This window comes from Lysobacter fragariae (genome assembly GCF_054779775.1).
The window spans coordinates 1-17,445 of sequence record NZ_BAAGXP010000005.1; the positions used below are offsets into that span (position 1 = coordinate 1).

13 protein-coding genes and 1 tRNA gene are annotated in these 17,445 nt (G+C 63.7%); all 14 read left to right on the forward strand.

The features are described from left to right. A partial coding sequence (locus ACYVD7_RS05950; RefSeq protein WP_460760240.1) for an EF-Tu C-terminal domain-related protein occupies window positions 1-676 on the forward strand: 676 nt, incomplete at its 5' end. 100 nt (window positions 677-776) lie between these two features. Beyond that, window positions 777-852 (forward strand) — tRNA-Trp (locus ACYVD7_RS05955). 85 nt (window positions 853-937) lie between these two features. Further along, the gene (gene secE, locus ACYVD7_RS05960) at window positions 938-1,318 is read left to right on the forward strand and encodes a preprotein translocase subunit SecE (RefSeq protein ID WP_460760360.1); all 381 of its coding nucleotides are present in this window, start codon (window positions 938-940) and stop codon (window positions 1,316-1,318) included. Between the two features lie 24 nt (window positions 1,319-1,342). Further along, entirely contained in the window at window positions 1,343-1,918 is a 576-nt protein-coding gene (gene nusG / locus ACYVD7_RS05965) for a transcription termination/antitermination protein NusG (protein WP_460760382.1), read from the forward strand. Between the two features lie 296 nt (window positions 1,919-2,214). After that, complete coding sequence (gene rplK, locus ACYVD7_RS05970) at window positions 2,215-2,643, forward strand: 50S ribosomal protein L11 (RefSeq protein WP_310056322.1); 429 nt, start codon at window positions 2,215-2,217, stop codon at window positions 2,641-2,643. Window positions 2,644-2,646: 3 nt separating this feature from the next. Then, a complete protein-coding gene (gene rplA / locus ACYVD7_RS05975; RefSeq protein WP_460760363.1) occupies window positions 2,647-3,345 on the forward strand; it encodes a 50S ribosomal protein L1 in 699 nt (232 codons plus the stop codon). 349 nt (window positions 3,346-3,694) lie between these two features. Next, window positions 3,695-4,225, forward strand: a complete 531-nt coding sequence (rplJ, locus tag ACYVD7_RS05980) for a 50S ribosomal protein L10 (protein ID WP_460760366.1) — start codon at window positions 3,695-3,697, stop codon at window positions 4,223-4,225. An 88-nt stretch (window positions 4,226-4,313) separates the two neighbouring features. Further along, window positions 4,314-4,682, forward strand: a complete 369-nt coding sequence (rplL, locus tag ACYVD7_RS05985) for a 50S ribosomal protein L7/L12 (RefSeq protein ID WP_460760369.1) — start codon at window positions 4,314-4,316, stop codon at window positions 4,680-4,682. A gap of 467 nt (window positions 4,683-5,149) precedes the next feature. Beyond that, window positions 5,150-9,319, forward strand: a complete 4,170-nt coding sequence (gene rpoB / locus ACYVD7_RS05990; RefSeq protein ID WP_460760372.1) for a DNA-directed RNA polymerase subunit beta — start codon at window positions 5,150-5,152, stop codon at window positions 9,317-9,319. A gap of 94 nt (window positions 9,320-9,413) precedes the next feature. Beyond that, window positions 9,414-13,622 carry a DNA-directed RNA polymerase subunit beta' gene (gene rpoC, locus ACYVD7_RS05995; RefSeq protein WP_460760374.1) on the forward strand — a complete coding sequence of 1,403 codons (4,209 nt, stop codon included), beginning with the start codon at window positions 9,414-9,416 and terminating at the stop codon, window positions 13,620-13,622. A 441-nt stretch (window positions 13,623-14,063) separates the two neighbouring features. Continuing rightward, complete coding sequence (gene rpsL / locus ACYVD7_RS06000; protein ID WP_386750850.1) at window positions 14,064-14,438, forward strand: 30S ribosomal protein S12; 375 nt, start codon at window positions 14,064-14,066, stop codon at window positions 14,436-14,438. 85 nt (window positions 14,439-14,523) lie between these two features. Beyond that, window positions 14,524-14,991, forward strand: a complete 468-nt coding sequence (gene rpsG, locus ACYVD7_RS06005) for a 30S ribosomal protein S7 (RefSeq protein ID WP_460760377.1) — start codon at window positions 14,524-14,526, stop codon at window positions 14,989-14,991. Between the two features lie 146 nt (window positions 14,992-15,137). Continuing rightward, on the forward strand, window positions 15,138-17,255 hold the full coding sequence (fusA, locus tag ACYVD7_RS06010; protein ID WP_460760379.1) for an elongation factor G: 2,118 nt from the start codon (window positions 15,138-15,140) through the stop codon (window positions 17,253-17,255). A 91-nt stretch (window positions 17,256-17,346) separates the two neighbouring features. Next, window positions 17,347-17,445, forward strand: a 99-nt coding sequence (locus ACYVD7_RS06015) for a GTP-binding protein (RefSeq protein ID WP_031270842.1), incomplete at its 3' end; no start/stop codon positions are given.

A 17,445-nucleotide genomic window follows, 5' to 3' on the forward strand; every position in this document is an offset into this window, starting at 1 on the left:
CGGCTCGGCCCGTCTGGCGCTGGAAGGCGACCAGTCGGAAATCGGCGTGCCGTCGATCCTGAAGCTGGTGGAAGCGCTGGACACGTTCATCCCGCAGCCGGAGCGCGCGATCGACAAGCCGTTCCTGATGCCGGTGGAAGACGTGTTCTCGATCTCGGGCCGCGGCACCGTGGTGACCGGCCGTATCGAGCGCGGCATCATCAAGGTCGGTGACGAAATCGAAATCGTCGGTATCCGTCCGACCCAGAAGACCACCGTGACCGGCGTGGAAATGTTCCGCAAGCTGCTGGACCAGGGTCAGGCAGGCGACAACGCCGGCCTGCTGCTGCGCGGCACCAAGCGTGACGACGTCGAGCGCGGCCAGGTGCTGGCCAAGCCGGGTTCGATCACCCCGCACACCGAGTTCGAAGGCGAGGTGTACGTGCTGTCGAAGGACGAAGGCGGCCGCCACACGCCGTTCTTCAAAGGCTACCGTCCGCAGTTCTACTTCCGCACGACCGACATCACGGGCGCCTGCCAGCTGCCGGAAGGCGTGGAGATGGTGATGCCGGGCGACAACGTGAAGATGGTGGTGTCGCTGATCAACCCGGTGGCGATGGACGAAGGCCTGCGTTTCGCGATCCGCGAAGGCGGCCGTACCGTCGGCGCCGGCGTGGTGGCCAAGATCCTCAAGTAATACCCGCTCCCTCTCCCGCCCAGCGGGGGAGGTTCCGGGCGGAAACGGGCAGGGCGGCGCGAGCCGCCATTGCCTTTTCCGGAAGCAACCCAAGATTCATACGCCAGTAGCTCAATTGGCAGAGCAGCGGTCTCCAAAACCGCAGGTTGGGGGTTCGAGTCCCTCCTGGCGTGCCATTTGGCACGCGGATCCTTCCGCAACGCCTGACCCGCCCGGTCAGGCACCTACCGAAGACGCGGCCCGTGCCGCGCGATGGACCGAATGAACAGCAAGGTCGAACAATCCGGCTCGTCGGCTTCCGGCGGCGACATCGTGAAGTACGTGCTGGCACTGGCCCTGGTCGTTGCCGGCATCTTCGCCTTCTACTGGTTCAGCGAATGGGCGACCGCGCTGCGCGCGCTGGCCGTGTTCGGCGGCCTGGTGGCGGGTGCGGGTGTGTTCATGGCGACCGCCAAGGGCGCGCAGACCCGCGAATTCCTGTCCGAAGCACGCTTCGAGCTGCGCAAGGTGGTCTGGCCGACGCGCCAGGAAGCCATGCGCACCACCTGGGTAGTCATGATCGCGGTCGTGATCCTGAGCCTGATCCTGGCGGGCTTCGACCTGGTCATCCAGGCCGCGGTCAAGCTGTTGCTGGGTCGGTAAGGAGAGATGTCGGTGTCCGAAGAAATCAAGCAGGACGGCAACAAGCGCTGGTACGTAGTCCACGCTTATTCCGGTTTCGAGAAGTCCGTGGCCCAGGCGCTGCGCGACCGTATCGTCCGCGACGGCATGCAGGACCGCTTCGGCGACGTGCTGGTCCCGACCGAAGAAGTGATCGAGATGCGCGCCGGCCAGAAGCGTCGTTCCGAGCGCAAGTTCTTCCCGGGCTATGTCCTGGTCCAGATCGCCACCCATGACGAAGCCGGCATCCCGCGCATCGACAACGAGAGCTGGCACCTGATCAAGGAAACCCCGAAGGTGATGGGCTTCATCGGCGGTACCGCCGATCGTCCGCTGCCGATCAAGGATTCCGAGGCCGACCAGATCCTGCAGCGCGTTCAGGAAGGCGTCGAGAAGCCCAAGCCCAAGGTGCTGTTCGAGCCGGGCGAGATGGTTCGCGTCACCGACGGCCCGTTCATCGACTTCAATGGCGTGGTCGAGGAAATCAACTACGAAAAGAGCCGCCTGCGCGTCGCGGTGCTCATTTTCGGTCGCTCGACCCCGGTCGAGCTGGAGTTCGGTCAGGTCGAAAAGGCCAAGTAACCGCGCCGCGGTAGCCCAAAGCGCCCCTGCAGCTTGCGCCGCCGCCGCGGCTGACAGCGGCAGGAGCCTAGGGGCGGTTTCCGAAGCTGCCGGCACTTGTCCGAAAACCTCTGCTATACTTTTTGGCTCGCTGCCCAAGGCGCGAGCCAGTCAGAACCACAGCCGCCCGCCAAGGCGGCTGTCGGCGTCTGGAAAATGTTGTTTAAGGCAGCTGCAAAACGTGAAGCCGGGACACGCGATTTTCCCGGTCCGATGGGGAGCCTGAGAACCAGGCGCTAGCACCCGGAGAGAAGAAAATGGCTAAGAAAGTAGTTGGTTACATCAAGCTTCAGGTCAAGGCCGGTCAGGCCAACCCGTCGCCGCCCGTGGGTCCTGCCCTGGGTCAGCGCGGCCTGAACATCATGGAGTTCTGCAAAGCGTTCAACGCAGCGACCTCCAAGCTCGAGCCGGGTCTGCCGACCCCGGTCATCATCACCGCGTACTCGGACCGCACCTTCACCTTCGTCACCAAGTCGACCCCGGCTTCGGTGCTGCTGAAGAAGGCTGCCGGCATCCAGTCCGGTTCCAAGCGCCCGAACACCGAGAAGGTGGGCAAGGTCACCCGCAAGCAGCTCGAAGACATCGCCAAGGCGAAGGAAGCCGACCTGACGGCGGCCGATCTCGACGCAGCGGTGAAGACGATTGCGGGCTCGGCCCGTTCCATGGGTCTGGTGGTGGAGGGCTAAGTCATGGCAATGAACAAGCGACAGAAGGCCATCCTGGCCGCAGTGGTTCCGGGCAAGGCCTACGGCTTTGACGAAGCCGTCAAGATCATCAAGACCTCGACCAAGGCCAAGTTCGTCGAGTCCGTCGACGTCGCCGTGCGCCTGGGCGTGGACGCGAAGAAGTCCGACCAGCAGGTCCGTGGTTCGACCGTGCTGCCCGCCGGTACCGGCAAGTCGGTCCGCGTGGCCGTGTTCGCCCCGGCTGGTGCCAAGGCCGACGAAGCCGTCGCCGCTGGCGCCGAAGCCGTCGGCATGGACGACCTGGCCGAGAAGATGATGGCCGGCGACCTGAACTACGACGTGGTCATTGCTACCCCGGACGCCATGCGCGTCGTCGGTAAGCTGGGCCAGGTCCTGGGTCCGCGCGGCCTGATGCCGAACCCGAAGGTCGGCACCGTTTCGCCGAACCCGGCCGAAGCCGTCAAGAACGCCAAGGGCGGCCAGGTGCGTTACCGCACCGACAAGGCCGGCATCATCCACTGCACGATCGGCAAGGCTTCCTTCCAGGACGCCGACCTGAAGGGCAACCTCGAAGCGCTGCTGCATGACCTGATCAAGGCCAAGCCGTCGAGCTCGAAGGGCCAGTACCTGCAGAAGATCTCGATCAGCACCACGATGGGCCCCGGCGTGACCGTGGACCAGTCGACGCTGGCACTCAAGTAATTCGAAATCAGTTCAAGCGCGGGCGGCACAACCGCCGTCCCGCGAACGTTTTTGAGGGCATCGCCGAAGACTTCGGTCTGGAGCGATCGCCGTCAAAGACCGCAGGCGCGATCAGCGCGTGACGACGACGGGCAGGGAGCTCGCAACTGGCAGGGAATCGCCGTCGCCACCAACGGGATCGCTTAATCGCCCTTCGAAAGAAGGTCGGCCTGCGTAGATGGTGAAGCCCCCTCTGGAAATTCCGGAAGGGCCACCACCGGGATGCGCAAGCATCCCCGGCGTCAAGGATGGCGCCGCCCAGGACCGCAAGCGGCAGGAGCCGTGAGCGGAGTTCAATTGGAGGAGTGCAATGGCTCTCAATCTGTCCCAGAAGCAAGAAGTAGTCGCCGAGCTGGCAGAAATCGCAGCTAAGGCCCACTCCTTGGTCGCAGCCGAGTACGCGGGCACCACGGTCAGCCAGATGACCGCGATGCGCAAGAAGGCCCGTGAAACCGGTGTGTTCCTGAAAGTTGTCAAGAACACCCTGGCGTCGCGCGCCGTTGTCGGTACCGAGTTCGAGGTCGTCAAGGACGCCCTGACCGGTCCGCTGCTGTACGCGTTCTCGCTCGAAGAACCCGGCGCTGCCGGTCGTCTGATCAAGGAAGCGTCGAAGGGTAACGACAAGCTCAAGGCCAAGGTCGTGTCGGTGGAAGGCAAGTTGCTGCCTGCCGCGCACGTCGAAGTCCTGGCATCGTTGCCGACCCGCGAACAGGCCCTGGCCATGCTGGCCCGCGTCCTCGCCGAACCTGCAGCCATGTTTGCCCGCGTCGTCAAGGCCGTGGCGGACAAGCAGGGTGGTGGCGAAGCCGCTCCGGCCGAAGTGGTCGAAGAAACCGCCTGATTCGCAAGCCGCGACTAACTAACCGATTCGCAAGATCACCGATTTCCTACATCCTGATCTTGACCAACAATTTCCAGAGGTAAATAAAATGTCCCTGTCCAACGAGCAGATCGTCGACGCCATCGCCGCCAAGTCGCTGATGGAAGTGATGGACCTGGTGAAGGCCATCGAAGAGAAGTTCGGCGTCACCGCCGCCGCCCCGGTCATGATGGCCGGCCCGGCCGCTGCCGCTGCCCCGGTCGAAGAGCAGACCGAGTTCAACGTCATCCTGAAGGCCGCCGGCGAGAAGAAGGTCGAAGTCATCAAGGCCGTCCGCGCCATCACCGGCCTGGGCCTGAAGGAAGCCAAGGATCTCGTCGAAGCGACCGGCATGGTGAAGGAAGCCGTGTCGAAGGACGACGCTGCGAAGATGAAGAAGGACCTCGAGGCCGCTGGCGCGACCGTCGAAGTCAAGTAAGCAGTACTTGCGTCGCCGGCTACTCATGGCGACCACCGAAGGCTGGGGGCGAAAGTCCCCGGCCTTTGGCCGTTGTTGAAATAACGCTTCAAATCCGGCCCGGTCACACTTTTCGGGCCCAGTAGACGACAACGCCATCCGGACTCCGCTTCGTTCCATCCGGATTGCGTGAGAAACACGAGCGAAGCAGAAAAACCAACCGAGTTGGTAGTTGGAAGCAGCACTAGAGGGCGTGCGGGTGCCGGCAATACCCGCGGCTTCCAACTGACAGTTCAAATCTCTTTCCAGGGATTTGTGATTCGAGACCAGAGATTCGCCATAGCCAGAAGCCGACATCCGAAGCCCAGCGACGGACCCTGCTTTTGGGTCGCCCCGGACAGCCCCCGCTGCGCCGTGGCGGCAAAGAACGATTCCCGATTCCCGATTCCCGATCCCAGCTCCAAGAAAATCAGAGGCGGTAGCTCCCCATGACGACAGCTTCCAAAACGAACTATTCGTTCACCGAAAAGAAGCGCATCCGCAAGAACTTCGGCAAGCGCCGGTCGATTCTCGAAGTTCCGTTCCTGCTCGCGATCCAGGTCGATTCGTACCGCGAGTTCCTGCAGGAAGGCTCGGATCCGGCCAAGCGTGAAGACAAGGGCCTGCACGCCGCGCTGAAGTCGGTGTTCCCCATCGTCAGCTACAGCGGCAACGCCGCGCTGGAATACGTCGGTTACAAGCTGGGCGATCCGCCGTTCGACGAGCGCGAATGCCGCAACCGCGGCCTGTCCTATGGCGCTCCGCTGCGCGTGACCGTGCGCCTGGTGATCTACGACCGTGAGTCGTCGACCAAGGCGATCAAGTACGTGAAGGAGCAGGAAGTCTACATGGGCGAAATTCCGCTCATGACCGACAACGGCACCTTCATCGTCAACGGTACCGAGCGCGTCATCGTCTCGCAGCTGCACCGTTCGCCGGGCGTGTTCTTCGACCACGACCGCGGCAAGACCCACAGCTCGGGCAAGCTGCTGTACAGCGCCCGCATCATTCCTTACCGCGGCTCGTGGCTGGACTTCGAGTTCGACCCGAAGGACGCGCTGTTCACCCGTATCGACCGTCGCCGCAAGCTGCCGGTGACCGTGCTGCTGCGCGCGCTCGGCTACAACAACGAGGAAATGCTCGCGCAGTTCTTCGAGATCAACACGTTCCACATCGATCCCAAGGAAGGCGTCCAGCTCGAGCTCGTGCCTGAGCGCCTGCGTGGTGAAACCCTCGACTTCGACCTCGCCGATGGCGACAAGGTCATCGTCGAAGCCGGCAAGCGCATCACCGCGCGCCACGTCAAGCAGCTCGAAGCCTCGGGCATCGCCGCACTGTCGGTGCCGGACAGCTACCTCGTCAGCCGCATCCTGTCGCACGACGTCGTCGACCCGAGCACCGGTGAACTGCTGGCGCTGGCCAACGACGAAATCAACGACGACCACCTGGCCAAGTTCCGCAAGGCTGGCGTTGCCGCCGTGGGTACGCTGTGGGTCAACGACCTTGATCGCGGCGCCTACATCTCGAACACGCTGCGCATCGACGCGAGCAAGACCCAGCTCGAAGCGCTGGTCGAGATCTACCGCATGATGCGTCCGGGCGAACCGCCGACCAAGGACGCCGCGCAGAACCTGTTCCACAACCTGTTCTTCACCTTCGAGCGCTACGACCTGTCGGGCGTGGGCCGGATGAAGTTCAACCGCCGCATCGGCCGCAAGGAAGTCACCGGCGCCTCGGTCCTGTACGACGCGAAATACTTCGCCGAGCGCAAGGACGAAGAGTCGGCGCGCCTGCGCGCAGCCTGCGGCGACATGTCCGACATCCTCGACGCGATCCGCGTGCTGACCGAGATCCGCAACGGTCGCGGCACCGTGGACGACATCGACCACCTGGGCAACCGTCGCGTGCGTTCGGTCGGCGAAATGGCCGAGAACGTGTTCCGCGTCGGCCTGGTCCGCGTCGAGCGCGCCGTGAAGGAACGCCTGTCGATGGCCGAGTCCGAAGGCCTCACGCCGCAGGAGCTGATCAACGCCAAGCCGGTCGCCGCCGCGATCAAGGAATTCTTCGGTTCCTCGCAGCTGTCGCAGTTCATGGACCAGAACAACCCGCTGTCGGAAGTGACGCACAAGCGCCGCGTCTCCGCGCTGGGTCCGGGCGGTTTGACCCGCGAACGCGCCGGCTTCGAAGTCCGCGACGTGCACCCGACCCATTACGGTCGCGTCTGCACCATCGAGACGCCGGAAGGCCCGAACATCGGCCTGATCAACTCGCTGGCCGTGTTCGCACGCACCAACCGCTACGGTTTCCTCGAGACGCCGTACCGCAAGGTCGTGGACGGCAGCGTCACCGACGACGTCGAGTACCTGTCGGCGATCGAAGAAAACGAGTACGTCATCGCCCAGGCCAACGCGCCGCGCGACGAGAAGGGCCATATCACCGCCCAGTTCGTCGACTGCCGCTTCGCCGGCGAGTCGCTGCTCAAGCCGCCGAGCGAAATCCACTTCATGGACGTCTCGCCGATGCAGACCGTGTCGGTCGCAGCGGCGCTGGTGCCGTTCCTCGAGCACGACGACGCGAACCGCGCACTGATGGGCGCGAACATGCAGCGCCAGGCTGTGCCGACGCTGAAGTCGCAGAAGCCGCTGGTCGGTACCGGTATCGAGCGCGCCGTGGCGCGCGACTCGGGCGTGACCGTGAACGCACTGCGCGGTGGCGTGATCGAACAGATCGACGCGGCCCGCATCGTGGTCAAGGTCAACGAGAGCGAGATCACGGACGAGCATGATGCCGGCGTCGACATCTACAACCTGATCAAGTACACGCGTTCCAACCAGAACACCTGCATCAACCAGTCTCCGCTGGTGAAGGTGGGCAATGTCGTGGCGCGCGGCGACGTGCTGGCCGACGGTCCCTCGACCGACATCGGCGAGCTTGCGCTCGGCCAGAACATGCTGGTCGCGTTCATGCCGTGGAACGGCTACAACTTCGAAGACTCGATCCTGCTCTCCGAGCGCGTGGTCGAGGAAGATCGTTACACCACGATCCACATCGAAGAACTGACCGTCCAGGCCCGCGACACCAAGCTCGGGCCGGAAGAAATCTCCGCCGACATCCCGAACGTCTCCGAGCAGGCGCTGAACCGCCTCGACGAGTCGGGCGTGGTGTACATCGGTGCGGAAGTGCGTGCGGGCGACATCCTCGTCGGCAAGGTCACGCCGAAGGGCGAAAGCCAGCTGACGCCGGAAGAGAAGCTGCTCCGCGCGATCTTCGGCGAGAAGGCCTCCGACGTTAAGGACAGCTCGCTGCGCGTGCCGCCGGGCATGGACGGCGTCGTCATCGACGTGCAGGTCTTCACCCGCGACGGCATCGAGAAGGACAAGCGTGCGCGTCAGATCGAAGAGTCCGAAATCAAACGCGTCAAGAAGGACTTCGACGACCAGTTCCGCATCCTCGAAGCGGCGATCTATGACCGCCTGCGTTCGCAGCTGATCGGCAAGACCGCCAACGGCGGCGCCGGCCTGAAGAAGGGCGACACTGTCACCTCGCTGGTGCTCGATGGCCTGTCCCGCAAGGACTGGTTCACCCTGCGCATGAAGGATGACGAAGCGGTCGAGGCGATCGAACGCGCGCAGAAGCAGATCGATGCGCACGAGAAGGAATTCGAGCGCCGCTTCGCCGACAAGCGCGGCAAGATCACCCAGGGCGACGACCTCGCACCGGGCGTGCTGAAGATGGTCAAGGTGTTCCTGGCCGTGAAGCGCCGCATCCAGCCGGGCGACAAGATGGCCGGCCGCCACGGTAACAAGGGTGTCGTGTCGACGATCCAGCCGGTCGAAGACATGCCCTACATGGCGAACGGCGAGACCGTCGACATCGTGCTGAACCCGCTGGGCGTGCCTTCGCGTATGAACATCGGCCAGGTGCTGGAAGTGCACCTGGGCTGGGCCGCCAAGGGCCTGGGCCAGAAGATCGATCGCATGCTGCAGGCGCAAGCCAAGGTTGCCGATCTGCGCAAGTTCCTCGACGAGATCTACAACCACGATCGCACCACGCACGAGGAACGCGTCGACCTGAAGCAGTTCAGCGACGAGGAGCTGCTGACGCTGGCGAAGAACCTGACCGACGGCGTGCCGATGGCGACCCCGGTGTTCGACGGCGCGGCAGAATTCGAGATCAAGAAGATGCTCGAACTCGCCGAGCTGCCGCTCAGCGGCCAGACCATCCTGCATGACGGTCGTACTGGCGAAGCGTTCGAGCGTCCGGTCACGGTCGGCTACATGCACATGCTGAAGCTGAACCACCTGGTCGACGACAAGATGCACGCGCGTTCGACCGGTCCGTACTCGCTCGTCACCCAGCAGCCGCTGGGCGGCAAGGCGCAGTTCGGCGGCCAGCGTTTCGGCGAAATGGAAGTCTGGGCGCTGGAAGCCTACGGCGCGGCCTACACCCTGCAGGAAATGCTGACGGTGAAGTCCGACGACGTGCAGGGCCGCAACCAGATGTACAAGAACATCGTCGACGGCGAGTACGAGATGGTTGCCGGCATGCCGGAATCCTTCAATGTTCTGGTGAAGGAAATCCGCTCGCTCGCGATCAACATGGAGCTGGAAGAGACCTGATGCGTGGACGGGAGCGCAGCGAAACGCGCGCTTCCCGCTCCATTGATCCGGTGATCTACAGCCCTCGACGAATTCCTCCGATTGGAGAAAAGAAATGAAAGACCTGCTTAACCTCTTCAACCAGCAGCGCCCCGCGATCGACTTCGATGCGATCAAGATTGCGTTGGCTTCGCCGGACCTGATCCGCTCGTGGTCCTACGGCGAAGTGAAGAAGCCGGAAACGATCAACTACCGTACCTTCAAGCCGGAACGCGACGGCCTGTTCTGCGCCGCGATCTTCGGACCGATCAAGGACTACGAGTGCCTGTGCGGCAAGTACAAGCGCATGAAGCACCGTGGCGTGGTCTGCGAAAAGTGCGGCACGGAAGTGACGCTGGCCAAGGTACGCCGCGAGCGCATGGGCCACATCGACCTGGCGTCGCCGGTCGCGCACATCTGGTTCCTCAAGTCGCTGCCGTCGCGCATCGGCCTGATGCTGGACATGACCCTGCGCGACATCGAGCGCATCCTGTACTTCGAAGCCTACGTGGTGACGGAGCCGGGCCTGACCCCGATGGAACGCGGCATGCTGCTCAACGAAGAGCAGTACATGCAGGCGCGCCAGGAACACGGCGACGACTTCGAAGCCGCGATGGGCGCCGAAGCCGTCTACGACCTGCTGCGCACGATCGACCTGCAGTCGGAAATGATCCAGCTGAAGGAAGACATCGCTTCCACCGGTTCGGAAACCAAGCTCAAGCGCCTCACCAAGCGCATCAAGCTGGTCGAAGCCTTCCTCGAATCCGGCAATCGTCCGGAGTGGATGGTCATGACCGTGCTGCCGGTGCTGCCGCCGGACCTGCGTCCGCTGGTGCCGCTGGATGGTGGTCGTTTCGCGACCTCCGACCTGAACGACCTGTACCGCCGCGTCATCAACCGCAACAACCGCCTGCGTCGCCTGCTCGAACTCAACGCGCCCGACATCATCGTGCGCAACGAGAAGCGCATGCTGCAGGAGTCGGTTGACGCGCTGATGGACAACGGCCGTCGCGGCCGTGCCATCACCGGCACCAACAAGCGCCCGCTCAAGTCGCTGGCCGACATGATCAAGGGCAAGCAGGGCCGCTTCCGCCAGAACCTGCTCGGCAAGCGCGTCGACTACTCCGGCCGTTCGGTCATCGTGGTCGGCCCGACGCTGCGCCTGCACGAGTGCGGCCTGCCGAAGAAGATGGCGCTGGAGCTGTTCAAGCCCTTCATCTTCGCCAAGCTGCAGCGTCGTGGCCTGGCCACCACCATCAAGGCGGCGAAGAAGCTGGTCGAGCGCGAAGAAGCGGAAGTCTGGGACATCCTCGAAGAGGTGATCCGCGAGCATCCGGTCCTGCTCAACCGCGCACCGACCCTGCACCGCCTCGGCATCCAGGCGTTCGAGCCGGTGCTGATCGAAGGCAAGGCCATCCAGCTGCATCCGCTGGTCTGCACCGCGTTCAACGCCGACTTCGACGGTGACCAGATGGCCGTCCACGTGCCGCTCTCGCTGGAAGCCCAGCTGGAAGCGCGCGCGCTGATGATGGCGTCGAACAACATCCTGTCGCCGGCCAACGGCGAGCCGATCATCGTGCCGTCGCAGGACGTCGTGCTTGGCTTGTACTACATGACCCGCGCCTTGGAGAACAAGGCGGGCGAGGGCATGGCGTTCGCCAACATCGCCGAAGTCAAGCGCGCCTACGACAACCGCGTCGTGCAGCTGCACGCCAAGTGCAAGGTGCGCATCACCGAAACCGTGGTTGCCGAAGATGGCTCGCGTTCGAAGAAGACCTCGATCGTCGATACCACCGTCGGCCGCGCGCTGCTGCGCGAGATCCTGCCGGACGGCCTGCCGTTCGCGCTGGCCAACGTCGAGCTGACCAAGAAGAACATCAGCCGCCTGATCAACTCGTGCTACCGCATGCTCGGCCTGAAGGACACCGTGGTGTTCGCCGACCAGCTGATGTACACGGGCTTCGCCTACGCCACCCGCGCTGGCGTGTCCATCGGCATCGACGACATGAAGATCCCGCCGGAAAAGAAGGGCATCCTGGACGAAGCCGAGCAGGAAGTGCTCGACATCCAGCAGCAGTACCAGTCGGGTCTGGTCACCGCCGGCGAGCGCTACAACAAGGTCGTCGACATCTGGTCGCGTACCAATGAACGCGTCGCCAAGGCGATGATGGACACCATCGGCACCGATACCGTCGTCAACGCCAAGGGCGAGACGGTTCCGCAGAAGTCGATGAACTCGATCTACATCATGGCCGACTCGGGTGCGCGTGGTTCGCAGGCCCAGATCCGCCAGCTCGCCGGTATGCGCGGCCTGATGGCCAAGCCGGACGGCTCGATCATCGAGACGCCGATCACCGCGAACTTCCGCGAAGGCCTGAACGTTCTGCAGTACTTCATCTCGACCCACGGTGCCCGTAAGGGCCTCGCGGATACCGCGCTAAAGACCGCGAATTCCGGTTACCTGACCCGTCGTCTCGTCGACGTCGCGCAGGACGTGGTGATCACCGAAACCGACTGCGGCACGCTCGAAGGTCTGACCATGACCCCGATCGTCGAAGGCGGCGACGTGGTCGAACCGCTGCGCGATCGCGTGCTGGGCCGCGTCGTGGCCGAGGACGTGTTCCTGCCGGGCAACGACGAGGATCCGATCGTCACCCGCAACACGCTGCTCGACGAAGCCTGGGTGCAGAACCTCGAAGACGCCGGCGTGCAGTCGATCAAGGTGCGTTCGACGATCACCTGCCGGAGCTCGTTCGGCGTGTGCTCGCATTGCTACGGTCGCGACCTCGGTCGCGGTCACCTGGTCAACCACGGCGAAGCGGTCGGCGTCGTCGCCGCGCAGTCGATCGGTGAGCCGGGTACCCAGCTGACCATGCGTACGTTCCACATCGGTGGTGCGGCGTCGCGTGCGGCCGCCATCGACAACGTGACGGTCAAGACCACCGGTTCGGTCAAGTACAACAACCTCAAGTTCGTCGAGCACAACCAGGGTCACCGCGTGGCCGTGTCGCGTTCGGGCGAGCTGTCGGTCCTCGACAGCCACGGCCGCGAGCGCGAGCGCTACAAGCTGCCGTACGGCGCGACCATCGCGATCAAGGACGGCGCGGAGATCAAGGCCGGCCAGCAGATCGCCAACTGGGATCCGCATAACCACCCGATCGTGTCGGAAGTGGCCGGCACCATGCGCTTCATCGACTTCGTCGACGGCGTCACCGTCATCGAGAAGACCGACGAACTGACTGGTCTGGCTTCGCGCGAAATCACCGATCCGAAGCGTCGCGGCTCGATGGGCAAGGACCTGCGCCCGATCGTGCGCATCGTCGACAAGAACGGCAAGGACCTGCAGATCCCGGGTACCGACCTGCCGGCGCAGTACCTGCTGCCGCCGCGCTCGATCGTGAACCTGCAGGACGGCGCAGCGGTTGGCGTGGGTGACGTGGTCGCGAAGATTCCGCAGGAAGCTTCCAAGACCCGCGATATCACCGGTGGTCTGCCGCGCGTTGCCGACCTGTTCGAGGCCCGCAAGCCGAAGGATCCGGCGATCCTCGCCGAGATCTCCGGCATCGTCAGCTTCGGCAAGGACACCAAGGGCAAGCAGCGCCTGATCATCAAGCCGATCGACGGCGACGAGCACGAAGAGCTGATCCCGAAGTACCGCCAGATCATCGTGTTCGAAGGCGAACACGTGGAGAAGGGCGAGACCGTGGTGGACGGCGAACCGAGCCCGCAGGACATCCTGCGCCTGCTGGGCGTCGAGCCGCTGGCCGTGTACCTGACCAAGGAAATCCAGGACGTCTACCGCCTGCAGGGCGTGAAGATCAACGACAAGCACATCGAGGTGATCGTTCGCCAGATGCTGCGCAAGGCCGAGATCACGGACCAGGGCGACAGCAAGTTCCTCAATGGCGAGCAGGTCGAGCGTCAGCGCCTGGTCGAGGAAAATGCCCGCCTGCTGTCCAAGGGCGAGATCCTGGCCAAGGCCGATCCGGTCCTGCTGGGTATCACCAAGGCGTCGCTGGCGACCGAGTCGTTCATCTCGGCCGCGTCGTTCCAGGAGACCACCCGCGTCCTGACCGAGGCTGCCGTCCGCGGCACCCGTGACGGCCTGCGCGGTCTCAAGGAGAACGTGATCGTGGGTCGCCTGATTCCGGCGGGTACCGGTCTGGCGTACCACACCCAGCGTCGCAAGAACGCCTCGGGTCTGACCGACTCCGAACTCGAGACCCTGTCGGGTAGCACGGCCGAACCGGCCGTGGTCGCCGAAGTCGGGTCCGACGAGGAGTAAGCGGTCCTTCCACCCTCGCGATTGCGGGGGTGGAATCGGGGTGGACCGGCATTTGCCGGCCTGCTCCCACAAAACCGAAGAAAGCGGTTATACTTCTACGCTTTCCGACGGCCTTCGGGCTGTCCAGATCACCAAATGAGGCGCACGGAGCGCCTCGTGTTGGGCCCAGGGTAGGGCGGGATCGCAGATTTGAAGGGTAGACCCGGCGGCTCGTCCGCCTGCGGCAAAGGGAGTCAAAAGCTCCCGACTGGACGCCTCGCGTCCGGTGGCGTAATCCGCGATGCGGGTGGGGTAGCCCTTCATTGGTATGGCTCGCATTGACGAAAACGTCGAATGCGGGCTATGCTTTTTCGTCTCGGCGGGCTGGATTTCAATCCGGCTTGCCGTTCGTTTTTCCCAGCTCTACCTACAAGGCTACGGCCTTCACCTAAAGAGTCATAGATGGCGACGATCAATCAGCTGGTACGCAAGCCGCGTAACCCTGAAACCTACAAGAGTGCCTCCCCGGCGCTTGCAAACTGCCCGCAGCGTCGTGGCGTTTGCACCCGCGTGTACACCACCACCCCGAAGAAGCCGAACTCGGCGCTCCGCAAGGTGGCCAAGGTCCGCCTGACCAACGGTTACGAAGTCATTTCGTACATCGGTGGTGAAGGCCACAACCTGCAGGAGCACTCCGTGGTGCTGATCCGCGGCGGTCGCGTCAAGGACCTGCCGGGCGTGCGCTACCACACCGTCCGCGGCTCGCTCGACGCCGCCGGTGTGACCAAGCGTCGCCAGAGCCGTTCCAAGTACGGCGCCAAGCGTCCGAAGTCCTAATTTGATTTGTAGGGCGGGTCTTGACCCGCCGCTGCACAAGCTAAGGCGGGTCGAGACCCGCCCTACAGAAACTGGATAAACAACTATGTCCCGTAAAGGTTCCACTCCGCAGCGTTCGGTCCTGCCCGATCCCAAGCACGGCAGCGAGACGATCGCGCGCTTCATCAACATGGTCATGCAGAGCGGCAAGAAGTCGATCGCTGAAAAGATCGTCTATGGCGCCATGGACGTGATCGGCGAAAAGAATCCCAACGCCGTCGAGCTGATCGAAAAGGCGCTGGGTAACGTCTCCCCGGCGGTCGAGGTCAAGTCTCGCCGCGTCGGTGGTGCGACGTACCAGGTGCCGGTCGAAGTGCGTTCGTCGCGTCGCCTGGCCCTGGCCATGCGCTGGCTGATCGACTCCGCCCGCAAGCGCGGCGAAAACAGCATGCCGCGCAAGCTGGCTGCTGAACTCCTGGATGCTTCCGAAAACCGTGGTGGCGCGATCAAGAAGCGCGAAGAAACCCACCGCATGGCGGAAGCGAACAAGGCGTTCGCTCACTACCGCTGGTAATCCCGGCGCCGCGCCCAGCGCGGCCCGCCTGACCAGCACGTGTGCCGCGCGACGCCCTCGTCGCCCGGCAAACCGGAAGCCGCCGCGAGGCGGCATCTGGCCATCTGCAGATCGCAACAGATCGCAAACAAAAAAGAGAGTGTCCCGTGGCTCGCACCACTCCCATCGAGCGTTACCGCAACTTCGGCATCATGGCCCATATCGATGCTGGCAAGACCACCACGTCCGAGCGCATCCTGTTCTACACCGGCGTCAGCCACAAGATCGGTGAAGTGCACGACGGTGCCGCCACCATGGACTGGATGGAGCAGGAGCAGGAACGCGGCATCACCATTACCTCCGCCGCGACCACCGCGTTCTGGAAGGGCATGGATAAGTCGCTGCCGGAGCATCGCTTCAACATCATCGATACCCCTGGCCACGTCGACTTCACCATCGAAGTCGAGCGTTCGCTGCGCGTGCTCGACGGCGCGGTGTTCGTGCTGTGCGCCGTCGGTGGTGTGCAGCCGCAGTCCGAGACCGTGTGGCGCCAGGCCAACAAGTACTCCGTGCCGCGCATGGCGTTCGTCAACAAGATGGACCGCACCGGCGCCAACTTCGACAAGGTCGTTGAGCAGCTGAAGGCCCGCCTGGGCGCCTACGCCGTGCCGATGCAGGTGCCGATCGGCGCCGAAGACGGCTTCGAGGGCGTGGTCGACCTGCTCAAGATGAAGGCCATCCACTGGGACGTCGCCTCGCAGGGCACCCAGTTCGAATACCGCGACATCCCGGCCGAGCTGCAGAGCAAGGCTGAGGAAGCGCGCAGCTTCATGATCGAAGCCGCGGCCGAAGCATCCGAAGAACTGATGGACAAGTACCTCAACGAGGGCGAGCTGTCCGAGGAAGAAATCGTCGCCGGCCTGCGTACGCGCACGCTGAAGGTCGAGATCGTCCCAGTGTTCTGCGGCTCGGCCTTCAAGAACAAGGGCGTGCAGGCCATGCTCGACGGCGTGATCAACCTGCTGCCGTCGCCGGCCGACCGTCCGCCGGTGCAGGGCCTCAACGAAGACGACAAGGAAGACACCCGCAAGGCGTCGGATTCCGAGCCGTTCTCGGCACTCGCGTTCAAGATCATGACCGATCCGTTCGTCGGTTCGCTGACGTTCTTCCGCGTCTACTCGGGCGTGCTCAACTCCGGCGACCAGGTGTTCAACCCGGTCAAGTCGAAGAAGGAGCGCGTGGGTCGCATCCTGCAGATGCACTCCAACCAGCGCGACGAAATCAAGGAAGTCCGCGCCGGTGACATCGCCGCGGCCGTGGGCCTGAAGGACGTGACCACCGGCGACACGCTGTGCTCGCAGGACCACGTCATCACGCTCGAGCGCATGACCTTCCCGGAGCCCGTCATCTCGATGGCGGTCGAGCCGAAGACCAAGTCCGACCAGGAAAAGATGGGCATGGCCCTGGGCCGTCTGGCGCAGGAAGATCCCTCGTTCCGCGTGCGTACCGACGAGGAATCCGGCCAGACCATCATCGCCGGCATGGGTGAGCTGCACCTGGACATCATCGTCGACCGCATGCGTCGCGAGTTCAACGTGGAAGCCAACGTCGGCAAGCCGCAGGTGGCCTACCGCGAGACGATCCGCAAGTCGGACGTCAAGTCGGACTACAAGCACGCCAAGCAGTCGGGTGGTAAGGGTCAGTACGGTCACGTCGTGATCGAACTGTCGCCGATGAATGAAGCCGATCGCGCCCACAAGGACGTCGAGAACGATTTCCTGTTCGTCAACGACATCACCGGCGGCGTGATCCCGAAGGAATTCATCCCGGCGGTCGAGAAGGGCCTGCGCGAAACCATCACCAGCGGTCCGCTGGCTGGCTTCCCGGTCGTCAACGTCAAGGTCAAGCTGGTGTTCGGCTCGTACCACGACGTCGACTCGTCGGAAATGGCGTTCAAGCTCGCCTCGTCGATGGCCTTCAAGGAAGGCTTCCGCAAGGCCGATCCGGTCCTGCTCGAGCCGATGATGAAGGTCGAAGTCGTGACGCCGGAAGATTACGTCGGTGACGTGATGGGCGACCTGAGTCGTCGTCGCGGCCTGCTGCAGGGTCAGGACGACACGCCGTCGGGCAAGACCATCAACGCGATGGTGCCGCTGGGCGAGATGTTCGGTTACGCGACGACCATCCGTTCGCTGACCCAGGGGCGCGCCACGTTCACGATGGAATTCGACCACTACGCCGAAGCGCCGAACAACATCGCCGACGCGGTCATCAAGAAGTCCTAACGCCGGGTTGGGGGGGCGAGCTTCTCGATCCCCAATCGCGGAATCCAAGAATCCCGTTTCAACAAAGCACCAGGAATAGAGAGATACAGCCATGGCAAAGGGTAAGTTCGAGCGCACCAAGCCCCACGTAAACGTCGGCACGATCGGCCACGTGGACCACGGCAAGACCACGCTGACGGCAGCGCTGACC